Here is a 14,935-nt window from a genome sequence, read left to right as displayed (position 1 = left end):
CCCGCCGCGCCGATACCCTCCACGACGTGCGCGTCCTCGTGATCGGTTCCGGTGCCCGTGAGCACGCCCTGCTGCTGGCCCTGCGGCGCGACCCCGCGGTGACCGAGCTGGCGTGCGCGCCGGGCAACGCCGGCACCGCCCGGGTGGCGCAGCGCCACGCGGTCGACCCGGCCGACGCCGTCGCCGTCGTCGCGCTGGCCCGCGAGCTGGGCAGCGACCTGGTCGTCATCGGCCCCGAGGTGCCCCTGGTGCTCGGGGTGGCCGACGCGGTCCGCGAGGCGGGCGTCGCCTGCTTCGGCCCGTCTGCCGCCGCCGCCCGCATCGAGGGCTCCAAGGCGTTCGCCAAGGACGTCATGGCCGCCGCGGGGGTCCGCACCGCGCACGCCGAGGTCGTGGACACCCCCGCCGCGCTCGACGGTGCCCTCGACCGCTTCGGCCCCACCTGGGTGGTCAAGGACGACGGGCTCGCCGCCGGCAAGGGGGTCGTCGTCACCCCGGACCGCGACGCCGCCCGCGCCCACGCCGCCACCCTGCTCGACGACGGGCACCCGGTGCTGCTGGAGAGCTTCCTCGACGGGCCCGAGGTCAGCCTGTTCTGCCTGGTCGACGGCACGACGGTGGTGCCGCTGCTGCCGGCGCAGGACCACAAGCGCGTCGGCGACGGCGACCTCGGCCCCAACACCGGCGGCATGGGCGCCTACACGCCGCTGCCCTGGGCGCCCGACGGTCTCGTCACCGAGGTCGTCGACACCGTCGTCCGCCCCGTCGCGGCCGAGCTCGCCGCGCGCGGCGCCCCGTTCTCCGGCCTCCTCTACGCCGGCCTCGCCGTCGGGTCGGACGGGCCCGCGGTGGTGGAGTTCAACTGCCGCTTCGGCGACCCGGAGACCCAGGCCGTGCTCGCCCTGCTGCGCACCCCGCTCGGCGGGCTGCTGCACGCCGTCGCCACCGGCTCCCTCGACGGGGCCACCGAGCTGGACTGGGAGCCGGGCGCGGCCGTCGCCGTCGTCGTCGCGGCGGAGAGCTACCCGGGCCGGCCCCGGACCGGGGACGTCGTGACCGGGTCGGACGCCGAGGGCGTGCTGCACGCCGGCACCGAGACGGGCCCCGACGGCGGCGTCGTCTCCGCCGGGGGGCGGGTGCTGGCCGTCGTCGGCACGGGGGCCGACCTGGCCGCGGCCCGGGCGCAGGCCTACGAGCGCGTCGCCGGGGTGCACCTGCCCGGCTCGCACCACCGCACCGACATCGGGCTGGCCGCGGAGCGCGGCGAGATCACCGTGCCCGAGCGCCGCGGCGGCTGACCGGGCACGGGGAACCGGCCGCGCGGCGGGTGCGTCGGACCGGGGCAGAGGGTCGCCGTCGAGCCGGACGGCGCCGGGACCGCTGAGGGGGTGGACGTCGTGGACGGGATCAGGGCCCAGCTCGACGTGCTGGAGGCCTGCGCCGCGGCGCTGAGCGCGGAGGGCGGCACCGCGGGGGCGGCCGCGGAGGCGCTGGGGCAGGTCCACGTGGCCGAGGGCGCCACCGGGCGCACCCCGGCCTCAGGCGCGCTCGCGCAGGCGATCACCGCCGCCGCGGCGCACTGGTCCGGCGAGCTGACCTCGGGCGCGCAGACCCTCACCGCGACCGGGCTCGCCGTCGACCAGTCCGCCGTCGCCGTGCGCGGCGCCGACACCGGGTTCGCCTCCTCGCTGGGCGGGGCGGGCTGATGGCCGACGTCAGCGCCATCCCCGGCACCGCGCGGCTGGTCGAGATCCAGGCCGAGCTCGTCGCCGACCCCGGCGGGCTCGACGCCGCCGCCCGCGCCTTCACCGACGCCGGCACGCACGCGCAGGGCTCGGGGGACGTCGTCGCCGCCCGCACCGCCGCGCTGGACGCCGCGTGGGACGGCCGGGCCGCCGAGGCCGTCGTCGGCTACGGCGCCTCGCTGCGGGGGGCCTACGACCAGGTGGGCCCGGCGACCACCACCATCGCCACCGCGGTCACCGCGGCCGCGCAGGCGCTGACCGCCGGCCACGACGCCGTCGAGGGGGTCACCGACCGGCTCGCCGCCGCCGTCGCCGCCATCGACGTCACCGACGCCCCCACCTACGCGGCGCAGCGCGACGCCCTCGTCGCGCAGGCCACCGCCGAGGCGCAGGGCCACCTCGACACCTGCGTCGCCGCGCTGCAGCAGGCGACCGGCCAGGTCACCGGCGCGGCCTCGGCGACCCCGCTCAGCGCGCTGCCGCCGGTGTCGGCGCAGCCGTTCCAGCCCGGCCGGCTCGCGCCCGGTGACTGGACGGTGAGCGCGCCGCCCGAGGTCCCCGCGGGCACCGCCAGCCAGGGCTACGGGGGCTCGGCCGGGGCCGGCACCGGCGGCGGCGGGGGGTCGTCGTCGGTGTGGTCGGGCGGGTCGGGCTCGTCGGGCGGGGGGTACTCCGGCGGGGGGTACTCCGGGACCGCGGACCACACGGGCGGCGGCGGCTTCTCCGGCGGCGGCTCGTCCGGGGGCGACACCGGGGGCGGGCCCCCCGGCGGGGCCGGCGCGCCGGCGGCGCCGGAGCAGGTCAACCGCTGGATCGACGAGGCCATCCGCATCCTGCGCGAGCAGGGCGTGCCGGTGGACAAGATGAGCCGCGAGGACATCTGGACGATCATCAGCCACGAGTCCGGGGGCAACCCGAACGCGATCAACGACTGGGACTCCAACGCTGCCGCAGGCACCCCGTCCAAGGGCCTGATGCAGACCATCGGCCCCACCTTCGACAGCTACAAGCTGCCCGGCCACGACGACATCTGGAACCCCGTCGACAACATCATCGCCGGCGTCCGCTACTCCATCGACCGGTACGGCTCGGTGTCGGACGTGCCCGGGGTCACGGGGGTCTCCAGCGGCAGCGGCTACGTCGGGTACTAGGTCCCGCAGGCGCTCCCACGCTCACCGGGCTGGACAGGGGGCGCATGATCATCCGACGCAGGCCTGCCGGTCGCGTGGTGAGGAGGTGGTCGCGCATGACCGCCGGAGCCGACGACCGGGCACGCCTGCGGCTGCTGACCTCGGTCGTCGCGCAGTCCTCGGTGGGGATGGCCGTGCACCCGGTGGACGGCTCGGCCGCGACGGTCAACCCCGCGCTGGTGACCATGCTGCGCCGCTCCGAGGCCGAGCTCGCCAGCTCCTGGCTGGTCGACTTCGCCGCCGACGACGTGGCGCCCGTCGACCGGCTCGCCGCGGGCACGCCCACGGGTCCCGAGCCGGTGGTGACCGAGCTGCGGTACCGCCGCGGGGACGGCACCACCATGTGGGGGCGACGCACCGCCGTCCTGCTCGTCACCACCCCCGGGGAGCCGGGTCACGTGCTGGTCCAGCTCGAGGACGTCTCCGCCCGGCACGAGTCCGACACCCTGCTGCGCCGGGCCGCGCTGACCGATCCGCTCACCGGGCTGCTGCACCGCGGTGGCCTGACCGCGGTGCTGGACGCCGCGGTCCGTCGTGCCGGGCTCGAGGGGGGCGTCGTCGCGGTCCTCTTCGTCGACCTCGACGGGTTCAAGGCGGTCAACGACGCCCGTGGGCACACCACCGGCGACGCCGTGCTGCGCGAGGTGGCGGCGCGGCTGCGCTCGGTCGTGCGGTCGGGCGACACCGCGCTGCGGGTCGGTGGCGACGAGTTCGTCGTGGTGTGCCGCCCGCTGCTCGGCGCCGCCGCCAGGACGACCGACCTGGCGCGGCGGGTCGGGGTGGCGATCGGCAGCCCGATGTGGCTGCCCGGCGGGGTGCTGCGGGTGACGGCCAGCGTGGGGGTCGCGGTGACGGACGAGGTGCCGCCCGACGACCTGGTGCATCGGGCGGACGCCGACATGTACGCCCGCAGGGCCGCACGCCGCGCCGCTGCTCCCGCAGCCTGAGGGCGGGTGCACCCAGCTCCGGTCGTGCACCACAGCTGTGCCACGATGCGCCCGTGACCCCGCCCGACGGAGGCATGCGGCCGGCCGCGGACGACCTCGCCGAGCACGCCGCCGCACTGGGTCTCGCGGGCGGCGGGGCGGTGGCAGCGGTCCTGCAGGACGCGGACGGGGTGCTCGTCGACGCCACGGCCGCAGCGCTCACCATCCTCGGCCTCACCCGCGACCAGGCGCTCGGGCGCACGTCGCTCGACCCCCGGTGGGCCACCGTCGACGAGCACGGTGAGCCGCTGCTCGGGCAGGACCACCCCGCGATGCGCGCGCTGCGCACGGGGCGGCCCGTCGGGTGGTCGGTCCTGGGGGTGCACCGGCCGGGCACCGACGCCGTGGGCCACCACGTGTGGATCGAGGCCACCAGCACCCCGCTGACCGGGCCCCCGCTGCCCGGGGGTGTGGTGACCGCGTTCCGCGAGCTCCCCGCGGCGGACGCGGCCCCGCGGCAGCGGGCCGACGCGGAACGGGTGCAGCGCCTGCTCGTGGACACCACCCGGGACATGGTCGCCCTCGTCGGCCTCGACGGGACGTTCCAGTGGGTGTCCCCGGCGGCCACCCGCCTGCTGGGGCTCGACCCGGCGCAGGTCGTGGGCACCTCGGGCCTCGACCTGGTCCACCCGGCGGACCTCGGGACAGCCCGGGCGGCGCTGGCGGCGGGCGCGGCCGGCGGGGTCCACGACCCCGTCCTGGCGCGGCTGCGCCACGCCGACGGGCGCTGGGTGTGGACCGAGACCGTCGTCGCCGTGGTCACCGACCGCGGCGGCTCCCCCGCGCAGCTGTGCACCGCCAGCCGCGACGTGTCCCGCCGGGTCGACGCCGAGCAGGCGCAGCGTGCCTCGGACCGGCTGCTGGCCTCGGTCCTCGAGAACGCCCCCGTGGGCATCGCCGTCCGCCCCCTCGACGGCACGCTGACCCGGGTCAACCGGGCCATGGCCGAGATGCTCCGCCGCGACGTCGACGAGCTCGTCGGGTGCAACCTCGCCGACCTCGTCCACCCCGACCACCCCGGGCCCGTCGACGACGGGGTCGCGGCGCTCCGCGCCGGGGCGGTGGACCGGCACGTGACCGACTGGCTGCTGCGCCGCGGCGACGGGACCACGATGTGGGGCCGGCGCACCGCGGTGCTGCTCCGCGACGACGACGACACCCCCGAGCACCTGCTCGTCCAGCTCGAGGACGTCACCGAGGCCCGCGCGACCGCGGCGACGCTGGCGCTGGCCGCCGTGACCGACCCGCTCACGGGCCTGCCGCACCGGGCCGCGCTCGACGACGTGCTCGGCACCGCGCTCGCGACGACCGGGCGGACGGGCCGCGACGCCGGTGTGCTGTTCGTCGACCTCGACGACTTCAAGCAGGTCAACGACACCCTCGGCCACGCGGGCGGGGACGCGGTGCTCCGCGAGGTGGCGCGGCGGCTGCGCTCGGCCGTCCGTGCGGGGGACACGGTGCTCCGCGTGGGTGGGGACGAGTTCGTCGTGGTGTGCGACGGGCTGCACCCCGGCGACTCGGAGGCCGAGCTGGTCTCCCGCGTGACCCGGGCGCTGGACGCCCCGGTCGATGTCGACGGTCGGCCGGTCACCGTGCGCGCCACCGTGGGCGTGGCGGTGGCGTCGGCGGCGGCGGAGGTGCCCACCGCGGAGGAGCTGCTGCGCGCCGCCGACCGGGCGATGTACGCCGGCAAGCGGTCCGGCCGGGCCGGCGCAGCGGACCGGGGCGCCGCGCGCTGACCGCCCGCCGCCGGGACGGCCCGCCCCGCGGCGCACACTGGGGCCGGTGAGCACCACCGAGCCGCGCCCGGGCCGCGCGCAGCCCGCCCGCACCGAGTCCCGCCGCTCCCGGGTCGCGCCGTTCCACGTGATGGACGTCTGGGCCGCGGCGGCCGCCCGGCAGCGCAGCCACGGCGACGTCGTCAACCTCTCCGCCGGCCAGCCCTCCACGCCGGCCCCGGCCCCGGTGCTGGCCGCCGCGGAGCGCGCGCTGCGCGACCACCAGCTCGGCTACACCGTCACCCCCGGCCTGCCCGAGCTGCGCGAGGCCGTGGCCGAGCACCACGCCGGTCTCGTCGGGTCCGACGTGGACCCCGCCGACGTCGTCATCACCACCGGTGCCTCCGGGGCGTTCACCCTGGTGCTGCTGGCCGCGCTCGACGCCGGCGACGAGGTCGTCATGGCCCGGCCCGGCTACCCCGCCTACCGCAACACGATCGAGGCCCTCGGCCTGCGGGTCGTCGAGGTCGACGCCGGCCCGGAGACCCGCCACCAGCCGACGGTGGCCATGCTCGAGGCGCTGCCCCGGGTGCCCGCGGCGCTGCTCGTGGCCAGCCCGTCCAACCCCACCGGCACGATCATCCCGGCCGAGGAGCTCGCCGCCCTGGCCGCCTGGTGCGACGAGCACGGCACCCTGCTCGTCTCCGACGAGATCTACCACGGCCTGAGCTACGAGCAGTCGACCTCGAGCGCCTGGGAGCACTCCCGGGAGTCGGTGGTGATCGGCTCGGCGTCGAAGTACTTCTCCATGACCGGGTGGCGGCTGGGGTGGGTCCTGGTGCCCCGCGGGCTCCGGGCGGCGGTGGAGCGGCTCGCGGGCAACCTCACCATCTGCGCGCCGGCCCTGGCCCAGCACGCGGCGGTCGCGGCGTTCACCCCCGAGTCGCGCGCCGAGCTCGACGGGCACGTAGCGCGCTACCGCCGCAACCGCGACGTGCTGCTCGCCGGGCTGCCCGGGGTGGGCCTGGGCGACCTCGCCCCCGCCGACGGCGCGTTCTACGCCTACGCCGGGCTGGGCTCGCTGACCGACGACTCCCTGGCCTGGTGCGCGGAGGTGCTCGCGGGCACCGGGGTGGCGCTCGCGCCCGGGGTGGACTTCGACACCCGCCACGGCGCGCGCACCGTGCGGCTCAGCTTCGCCGGCTCCGAGGCGGACGTCAGCGAGGCGCTGGCGCGCCTCGCCCGTGTGTGATTACTGCACCCAGGACGCGAGGTCCCGTTCACAGCCCCGGGCCGGGCGACCGGGTCAGGCGCGCGCCGCGGCGCTGAGGCGGCCCAGCGCCGACCGGATCTCGCCGGCGGAGACGTCGCGGTGGGTGATGAACCGGACCCGGCCGGCCACGGGCAGGGCGCGCACCCCGCTCTCGGCCAGGTGCGCCACCGCCAGCACCGGGTCCGGGGCGTCGGCGAGGACGATGTTGGTCTGCGGCTCGTCGACCAGCCAGCCCAGCTCGCGCAGCCCGTCGGCCAGCAGCCGCGCGTTGGCGTGGTCGGTGCCCAGGTCGTCGAGGCGGTCGAGCGCGACCAGCCCCGCCGCGGCGAGCACGCCCCCCTGCCGCACCCCGCCGCCGAGCATCTTGCGCAGCCGCCGCGCCTCGGTGACGCGCTCCCGGGTGGAGGCGAGCACCGAGCCGACCGGGGCACCGAGACCCTTGGACAGGCACACGGTGACGGTGTCGACCCCCACGGTCAGCACGGCCGGGGGCACCCCGAGCGCGACCGCGGCGTGCCAGAGCCGGGCGCCGTCGAGGTGCACGGCCAGGCCGCAGTCGCGGGCCGCGGACACCAGCTGCACGTGGTCCTCGGGCGGGGTGACGGCACCGCCGGCGAAGTTGTGGGTGTTCTCCAGGCACAGCAGCGTCGTCCGCAGCGTGTAGTAGGGCCCCTCGGTGGCCACCGACCGGCGCACCGTCGACGGGCTCGGCCGCCCGGGCCCGCCGTCGTGGGGCAGCGGGTGCGGCATGCCCCCGGCCAGCCACGCCGCGGTGCCCAGCTCGGAGCCCAGCACGTGCGCCATCTCCGGCGCCAGGAACGCGTCCCCGCGCCGCAGGTGCATCATCAGCGCCACCAGGTTGCCCATCGACCCGCTGGGCACCCAGATGGCGTCCTCGCAGCCCAGCAGGTCGGCGACCCGCTCCTCCAGCGCGGCCATGGTGGGGTCGCGGTCGAGCACGTCGTCGCCGACCTCGGCCCGGGCCATCGCCGTCCGCATCGCCTCGTCGGGCGCGGTGACGGTGTCCGACCGCAGGTCGAGGGCGCGGTCCACGGTGGGGGCAGAGGTGGTCACGTCGTTACCTCATCGTGACCAGGGGGTCCCGCGCAACTCGCCGCGCCCGCCCCGGCTGGCACGATGACGGCCGTGACAGGACCCCGGGACGACCGCGCGTGACCACGGCCAAGGGGGAGCGCCGCCGCCAGGCGCTCGCCGAGGCGGCGGCCGAGCTGCTGGCCGAGGGCGGGTTCGACGCCGTGCGCCACCGCGCCGTCGCCGAGCGGGCGGACCTGCCGCTGGCCTCCACGACGTACTACTTCGACTCCCTCGACGACCTGGTGCTCGCCGCCCTGGAGCACGGGGCCGCGACCGAGCTCGCCGCCGCCCGCGACCGGCTGGAGTCCACGCCCACCCGCCGCCGCGGCACCGAGGCGGCCGTCGAGCTGGTGCTGGACCTGCTCGTCGGGCCGACGGGGGAGGGCTCGCGGGAGACCGTGGTGGCCCGCTACGAGCGGTTCGTCGCCTCGGCGCGCCGTCCCGCGGTGGGAGCGCTGCAGCGCCGGATGCGCAGCCAGCTCGACGAGGTGCTGACCGAGATCCTGGTGCGCTGCGGCCGGGAGGTGACGCCGGACCGGCTCGGCCAGCTGGTGGCGATCGTCGACGGCGCGGTGGTCGGCTCGCTGATCGAGAGCGGCCCCGACCCGCGCGAGGACGCCCGCACGATGCTGCTGGCGGTGCTCGACCTGCTCGCCCCGCTCGCCCGTGTGTGACCGCTGCAGCCAGGAGGCGAGGTGTCGTCCACAGCGGCCGCGGGCCCCTAGGCTGGGCCGTCGTGACCGCCGCTGAGCAGCCCGCGCCCGCCGCGGTGCCCGACGTCCTCGCCACCCGCTACGCCAGCCCCGAGCTGCGCGCGCTGTGGTCCCCGCAGCACAAGATCGTCCTCGAGCGCCGGCTGTGGCTGGCCGTGCTGCGCGCCCAGGCCGACCTCGGCGTCGACGTGCCCGCCGGTGCGGTCGCCGACTACGAGCGGGTGCTCGAGCACGTCGACCTCGCGAGCATCGCCGCCCGGGAGCGCGTCACCCGCCACGACGTCAAGGCCCGCATCGAGGAGTTCAACGCCCTCGCCGGCCACGAGCAGATCCACAAGGGACTGACGAGCCGCGACCTGACGGAGAACGTCGAGCAGCTTCAGGTGCTGACGTCGCTGCGCCACGTCCATGCCCACGGGGTCGCCGTCGCGGTCCGCCTCGCCGAGCGCGCCACCCGGTACTCCTCGCTGGTCATGGCCGGGCGCAGCCACAACGTCGCCGCCCAGGCCACCACGCTGGGCAAGCGGTTCGCGTCCGCGGCCGACGAGCTGCTGGTGGCGCTGCAGCGCGTCGAGGAGCTCGTCGCCCGGTACCCGTTGCGCGGCATCAAGGGCCCGATGGGCACGGCGCAGGACATGCTCGACCTGCTCGACGGGGACGAGGCCCGCCTGGCCGAGCTCGAGACACGGGTGGCGGGCCACCTCGGGTTCGCCTCCACCTTCGACTCCGTCGGCCAGGTCTACCCCCGCTCGCTGGACCACGACGCGGTCTCCGCGCTGGTCCAGGTGGCCGCCGGCCCGTCGTCGTTCGCCCACACCGTGCGGCTCATGGCCGGGCACGAGCTGGCCACCGAGGGCTTCGCCGCCGGTCAGGTGGGCTCGTCGGCCATGCCGCACAAGATGAACACCCGCTCCTGCGAGCGCGTCAACGGCCTGGCCGTGGTGCTGCGCGGCTTCGCCTCCATGGCGGCCGAGCTCGCCGGGGCGCAGTGGAACGAGGGCGACGTGTTCTGCTCGGTGGTCCGTCGGGTGGCGCTGCCGGACGCGTTCTTCGCGATCGACGGGCTGCTGGAGACGTTCCTGACCGTGCTCGACGAGTTCGGCGCCTACCCGGCCGTGGTCGAGCGCGAGCTGGAGCGCTACCTGCCGTTCCTGGCCACCACGCGGGTGCTCGTCGCGGCCGTGCGGGCGGGCGTCGGGCGCGAGCAGGCGCACGAGGCGATCAAGGAGCACGCGGTGGCGGTCGCGCTGGCCATGCGCGAGCAGGGGGCGGACAACGACCTGCTCGACCGGCTGGCGGCCGACGACCGGCTGCCCCTGGACCGGGCCGCGCTCGACGCCGCCCTGGCCGACCGGGCGGCGTTCACCGGGGCGGCGCGCTCGCAGGTCGCGGCCGTGGTCGCCCGGGTCGAGGCCCTCGCGGCGCGCTACCCCGAGGGCGCGGCGTACACCCCGTCCCCCATCCTCTGACCCGTCACCCCCGGCCCCGCACACTGCCCGCAGTGTGCCGGGCCCGACGCGCGTGCGGGGGCACACTGCCCGCACTGTGCGCTGCCGTCGCGGCCCTCGCGGGCTAGGCCGGGGTGGGGGTGGTGCCGGTCGCCCGCGGGTCCGGGGCCGCAGCGCCGTGCGGGGTGTCGCCCGCCTCCGACGCCCCCGTCGGCGAGCCCGGCGTCCGCCCCGGCATGAGCGCCACCGCCCCGACCATCGCCACCGCGGCCACGACCACCCCGACGAACACCGCCGTCGACGCGTCCGCCAGCACCGGCCCGACGGGCGCGGCCGACCCCAGCACCGCGTTGGCCACCGCGCCCAGCACCGCCACCGCCAGCGCGCTGCCCAGCGAGCGGGCGAACAGGTTGGACCCGGTCACCACGCCGCGCTCGGACCACCCGACGCTGGACTGTGCCGCGATCAGCGTCGGGCTCGCCACCAGCCCCAGCCCGGCGCCGACGACGAAGCACGCGCCGGCCAGCTCGAGCAGGCTCGACCCGCGCCCGGCCAGGGCCACCAGCAGCGTGCCCGCCACGGCCAGACCGGACCCGAGGAGCGCGGTGAGCCGGAACCCGATCCGCAGGTACAGCCGCCCCGACAGCGCCGCCGACAGCGGCCAGCCCACGGTCAGCGTGGCCAGCGCGAACCCGGCCGTGACCGGCCCGGCGCCGAGCACCCCCTGCGCGAACGTCGGCACGTACGACGTCAGCCCCAGCACGACGGCCCCGACGCCCACCGCGGCCAGGCTGGAGGCGAGCAGCACGCGGCGGGTGAACACCCACAGCGGCAGGATCGGTGCCGCCACCCGGCGCTCGACGAGGACGAAGCCGACCACCAGCGCGACCCCGACGGCGAGGACGGCGACCGACGGCGCCGAGCCCCACGCCCACGCCTGGCCGCCCTCGAGCAGGCCGAGGATGAGCAGCGCGCAGCCCGTCGAGAGCAGGGCCGCGCCCGGGTAGTCGATGGCGTTGCGCACCCGGGTGACCTGCTCGCGGAAGGTGCGGCTGAGCACGGTGGCGGCCACGAGACACAGCGGGACGTTGACGAAGAAGATCCACCGCCAGCTCAGGTACTCGCTGAACACCCCGCCCAGCGTCGGCCCGACGACGGCCGAGACCCCCCACACGCTGGCCAGGTAGCCCTGCACCTTCGCCCGCTCGGCCAGGGTGTAGACGTCCCCGGCGATGGTGATCGACATGGGCAGCACCGCGCCCGCGCCCAGGCCCTGCAGCGCCCGGAACACGATGAGCGCCGGCATCGACCAGGCGACCCCGCACAGCAGCGAGCCGAGCAGGAACAGCCCGATCCCGCCGAGCATCACCGGCTTGCGGCCCAGCAGGTCGGCCAGCCGGCCGTAGATGGGGGTGGAGACGGCCTGCGCGAGCAGGTACACCGAGAACAGCCACGGGAACTGCGAGAACCCGCCGAGGTCGGCGACGATCGAGGGCACCGCGGTGGCGATGATGGTGGAGTCCAGCGCGACGAGCGCCGTCGAGAGCATGAGCGCGCTGAGCAGCGGCCCCCGCTCCGAGCGCAGCCCGACGGACTTCCTGGTCACCACGGCACCGTCGTCGTCCACCACGCTGCCCACCCTGCCCCGCCCCGCGGTGTTACGCCCGGGACGCACCTAGCGGGCTTCCTGCGCCCGAGCCCGGGGGCCGGCGCGCAGGAAGCCCGCTACGTGCGGGGGTCAGCGGGTGAAGAACCGCAGGACGAACGCCCGCAGCAGGGCGGCGAACCGCTCCAGCAGCGGGGTCGGGATCACGGTGAGCGCCGCCGACGCCGACTGCCCGCCCGCGGTGGCGACCACGGTGTGGGCCCCCTCGCGGGTCACCGGTGGCACGACGACCGAGGCGCTGCCCGAGCCCTGGGCGTCGACGACGACCGTCGCCAGCTCGCGGGTGCCGTCCAGGCGCAGCGTCACCGTCGCCCCCGGCGCGAAGCCGGACAGGGCCACCGCCGCCGCCGACCCGGCCCGCACGTCCGCCGGGTCGACCGTCACGGCCGGGGTGGCCGCGGCGGGCGTGCCGAGTCGCAGCCGCACCACCTGCGGCTCGTGGTCCGAGGCCTGGTCGGCGAACTCGGAGTTCACGTGGACCACGTCGTACTCCACCGCGTCCGCCCGCCGCTGGGCCAGGCCCGGGTTGACGAGGATGTGGTCGAGCACCTGCGAGACACCGTTGAACACGTAGGTGTACTGCTCCGCCGCCGGCAGGGTGGTGATGAGGTCGGTGAGCCGCGCCCCGTCCTGCGTCAGCGTCGTGACGGGTGCCGAGAACTGGTAGTCGTTGAAGTCCCCGGCCAGCACCAGGTTCGGGTCGGTGCCCGCGGCGACGACCTGGTCGACGAACGCGCCGAGCACCTGCGCCTGCTGGGTGCGCTGCACCTCCGAGGAGCGCACCGGGGGCTGGGTGACGCCCTCGGCGGGCTGGTCGCCACCCTTGGAGTTGAAGTGGTTGCCGATGACGATCACCGGCTCGCCGCGGAACGTGAACTCCCCGGCCAGCGGCTTGCGGCTGCTCGCCCAGGCGGCGTTGTCCGGGTCGACCCGGCCCGGGGAGAACGTCAGGTGCGCGCGGCCGTCGGTGCCGGTCTCCACCCCGACGGGGGTGGTGGAGAGGTCGGTGCCGGCGGGGGCGGCCTTGTCGACGAACGTCACCCGGTCGGGGTTCCACAGGAACGCGTTGCGGATGTTGCCGCCCGGCTGCCCGCCGTCGCGCCCGTCCACCGGGTCGATCTCGGTGGACGAGTAGGCCGGCCCGCCCGCCGCGGTGATGGCCGCGGCCAGCTGCGCGAGGGTCTGCGTGGCGCCGACGACCCCGTCGTCGGTCGGGCCGGTGTCGTCCTGGATCTCCTCGAGGGTGACGACGTCGGGGGAGGCCAGGTTGCTCACGATGCCCTCGGCGAGCCGGTCGAACTTGGCCTGGGGGTCCGCGGGCGAGAGGTTCTCCACGTTGTACGTCGCGACCGCGAGCTGGTCGGCAGCCTGGGCCGTGGTGACCTCCCGCGTCAGGCCGCCGTCCTGCACCGCCCCGATCGTGGTGGCCTGGATGCCGTAGCCGCCGAACTGGTCGTGGTCGAGGGGGCCTGCGGTGGTGCCGGTGAGCCGGTCACCCACGTCGACGACGGGGAAGGCCGCGGTGGCGGACGGGACGAGCGACTCCACCTTGATGCGGCCCGTGGGCAGCGCCGCGTAGGAGGGCAGGTAGGTGCCGCCGCGCGGGGTGGCCTGCTCGTCGGGCTTGCTGGTCACGTACAGCTCGCCGTAGGCGGTGGTGGCGCCGACGACGCGGGCGTCGGTTACCGAGACGACCTCGCCCTCGTGGGCCTCGTAGAACTCCTGGGCCGAGCGGGTGGGGTCGACGGTGGTGATGGTCTCCACCGAGCTGCCGGTGACCGGGGTGGCCGCGTACGGGGTGGGCACCGTGGTCGGGGTCAGCGCCAGCGGCGCCGGCAGGGGGTTGCCCGAGGAGAGCCGCGTCGTGGTGGGTGAGGTGATCTCGGTGACGGACAGGTTCGCCGCACCGCCGGGCCGGTACTCGGTGACGGTGCCGGAGACGAGCACGGCGTCACCCACGGCCACCCCGGGGCTGGCGGCGCCGGTGAAGACCTGCACGCCGTCCGAGGCGCTCGGGTCGGCGCCGTCGGTCTGCTGCAGCCAGTAGCCGCGGCCGGAGCCGGAGTCCCGCACCGCGGTGACGACGCCGGGGACCTTCGTCACGGTCGTGCCGTCGAGCGGGGACACGAACCCGTCGCCCTGCACGTCCTCGACGGTGGTGGCGCCCGCGACGCAGGCGGGGTCGGTGGGGGTGGCGGTGCAGTCGACCGGGGCCGGCGGCGGGGTGACGACGGCGCCGGCGGGGGCGGGCGCGCCCACGGTGAAGTCGGCCGCGTTGTCGTCGGTGTCCGGGGCGGCCGTGCGGATCGCGGCCGTCGTGTTGCTCAGGGCAGGCGTGGGAGCGGTCTCGGCGTCGTTCGCCGAGCCGTACCCGACGAAGTCGACGACCCCGGCGCTGCCGGCGCACGTCGAGCCGCAGGCCAGGGAGGTCTGCGTGCTGACGAGGGCGACCTTGCCGTTGCTGCCCGACATCGCGATCGTCCCGGTGACGGCGGGGGAGGGCAGCGGGGTGGCGGTGGTGCCGCTGCCCGCACCCTCCGCGACGAGGTAGCGGGCGCCGGGGGCGATCGAGCCGGTCAAGTCCGTCCGCTGGTAGCTGGTCCCCGCGCTGGAGGCGTACTGCACGCTCCAGCCGCTGACGTCGACGGCGGTCGAGCCGCGGTTGGTCAGCTCGACGTAGTCGTTGCGGTACGGCGCTCCGGTGTTGCCGCCACCGCCGTAGACCTGGCTGATGACGACGGTCGAGGACGCGGCGGCCGCGGTGGGTGCGAGGGCGGTCGCCGCGGCGAGGCCGCCGGTGGTCAGGGCGAGGACGAGCGCCGCGGCGGTGCGGCGTCGGCCCGGGTGGGCGTGCGGTGTCACGAAGGTGTCTCCCCCAGGGTCGTGCGCCCGCGGGTCGCGGGCACCGGAGCACGGTGCTCGTCCTGCGTGGCCGCGGCTTTGCCCGGACGTGACCGACAGGTGAACTGATCATGCCCGCCGCCCCGCAGGTAGCCCGCTACCTGCCCCCGCGCCCGCCTGCCGCCCCGCAGGTAGCCCGCTACATGCCCCCGCGCCCGCCTGCCGTCCCGCAGGTAGCCCGCTATATGCCCACGCGCCCG

Annotated in this window: 11 protein-coding genes; 8 read left to right on the top strand and 3 right to left on the bottom strand. The window is 76.7% G+C overall.

Going from position 1 to position 14,935, the window contains the following annotated elements; all coding sequences use genetic code 11:
* The first annotated feature begins 26 nt into the window (after positions 1-26).
* The 6 genes from purD to ACYVOF_RS17050 all read left to right on the top strand — a co-directional run bounded on the left by purD (position 27) and on the right by ACYVOF_RS17050 (position 6,891).
* On the top strand, positions 27-1,298 hold the full coding sequence (purD, locus tag ACYVOF_RS17075; RefSeq protein WP_460868587.1) for a phosphoribosylamine--glycine ligase: 1,272 nt from the start codon (positions 27-29) through the stop codon (positions 1,296-1,298).
* Positions 1,299-1,397: 99 nt separating this feature from the next.
* Positions 1,398-1,706 (top strand): hypothetical protein, encoded by a 309-nt coding sequence (locus tag ACYVOF_RS17070; protein WP_460868585.1) that lies wholly within the window; start codon positions 1,398-1,400, stop codon positions 1,704-1,706.
* Complete coding sequence (locus ACYVOF_RS17065; protein WP_460868583.1) at positions 1,706-2,896, top strand: lytic transglycosylase domain-containing protein; 1,191 nt, start codon at positions 1,706-1,708, stop codon at positions 2,894-2,896. The genes ACYVOF_RS17070 and ACYVOF_RS17065 overlap by 1 nt, the downstream gene beginning before the upstream one ends.
* Before the next feature lie 95 nt (positions 2,897-2,991).
* Positions 2,992-3,882: a diguanylate cyclase domain-containing protein gene (locus ACYVOF_RS17060; protein WP_460868581.1), complete on the top strand. Its 891-nt coding sequence runs from the start codon at positions 2,992-2,994 to the stop codon at positions 3,880-3,882.
* Positions 3,883-3,935: 53 nt separating this feature from the next.
* The gene (locus tag ACYVOF_RS17055; RefSeq protein WP_460868579.1) at positions 3,936-5,660 is read left to right on the top strand and encodes a sensor domain-containing protein; all 1,725 of its coding nucleotides are present in this window, start codon (positions 3,936-3,938) and stop codon (positions 5,658-5,660) included.
* Positions 5,661-5,790: 130 nt separating this feature from the next.
* Positions 5,791-6,891, top strand: a complete 1,101-nt coding sequence (locus ACYVOF_RS17050; protein ID WP_460868966.1) for an aminotransferase class I/II-fold pyridoxal phosphate-dependent enzyme — start codon at positions 5,791-5,793, stop codon at positions 6,889-6,891.
* Between the two features lie 54 nt (positions 6,892-6,945).
* Here ACYVOF_RS17050 and ACYVOF_RS17045 read toward each other — a convergent pair whose 3' ends face one another.
* Positions 6,946-7,986 (bottom strand): threonine aldolase family protein, encoded by a 1,041-nt coding sequence (locus ACYVOF_RS17045; protein ID WP_460868577.1) that lies wholly within the window; start codon positions 7,984-7,986, stop codon positions 6,946-6,948.
* A gap of 98 nt (positions 7,987-8,084) precedes the next feature.
* On the opposite strand from ACYVOF_RS17045, the gene ACYVOF_RS17040 reads away from it, so the two are divergent.
* A complete protein-coding gene (locus ACYVOF_RS17040; RefSeq protein ID WP_460868575.1) occupies positions 8,085-8,681 on the top strand; it encodes a TetR/AcrR family transcriptional regulator in 597 nt (198 codons plus the stop codon).
* Positions 8,682-8,743: 62 nt separating this feature from the next.
* The gene (purB, locus tag ACYVOF_RS17035) at positions 8,744-10,189 is read left to right on the top strand and encodes an adenylosuccinate lyase (RefSeq protein ID WP_460868573.1); all 1,446 of its coding nucleotides are present in this window, start codon (positions 8,744-8,746) and stop codon (positions 10,187-10,189) included.
* Positions 10,190-10,292: 103 nt separating this feature from the next.
* Here the strand turns inward: purB and ACYVOF_RS17030 are convergent, their stop codons facing one another.
* Positions 10,293-11,798, bottom strand: a complete 1,506-nt coding sequence (locus tag ACYVOF_RS17030; protein WP_460868570.1) for an MFS transporter — start codon at positions 11,796-11,798, stop codon at positions 10,293-10,295.
* Positions 11,799-11,906: 108 nt separating this feature from the next.
* Positions 11,907-14,696, bottom strand: coding sequence for a lamin tail domain-containing protein (locus ACYVOF_RS17025; RefSeq protein ID WP_460868568.1), 2,790 nt, complete (start codon positions 14,694-14,696; stop codon positions 11,907-11,909).
* Positions 14,697-14,935 lie beyond the last annotated feature (239 nt).

The sequence above is a fragment of the Rhodococcus aerolatus genome (assembly GCF_054783215.1).
The sequence above is the reverse complement of the archived record's forward strand: the minus strand, read 5'-3'. Positions and strand labels throughout refer to the sequence as shown.

Excerpts from the sequence above, each read along its gene's own strand:
- ACYVOF_RS17060 (WP_460868581.1), top strand. The coding sequence starts at position 2,992 with ATGACCGCCGGAGCCGACGACCGGGCACGCCTGCGGCTGCTGACCTCG.
- ACYVOF_RS17065 (WP_460868583.1), top strand. The coding sequence starts at position 1,706 with ATGGCCGACGTCAGCGCCATCCCCGGCACCGCGCGGCTGGTCGAGATC.
- ACYVOF_RS17050 (WP_460868966.1), top strand. The coding sequence starts at position 5,791 with ATGGACGTCTGGGCCGCGGCGGCCGCCCGGCAGCGCAGCCACGGCGAC.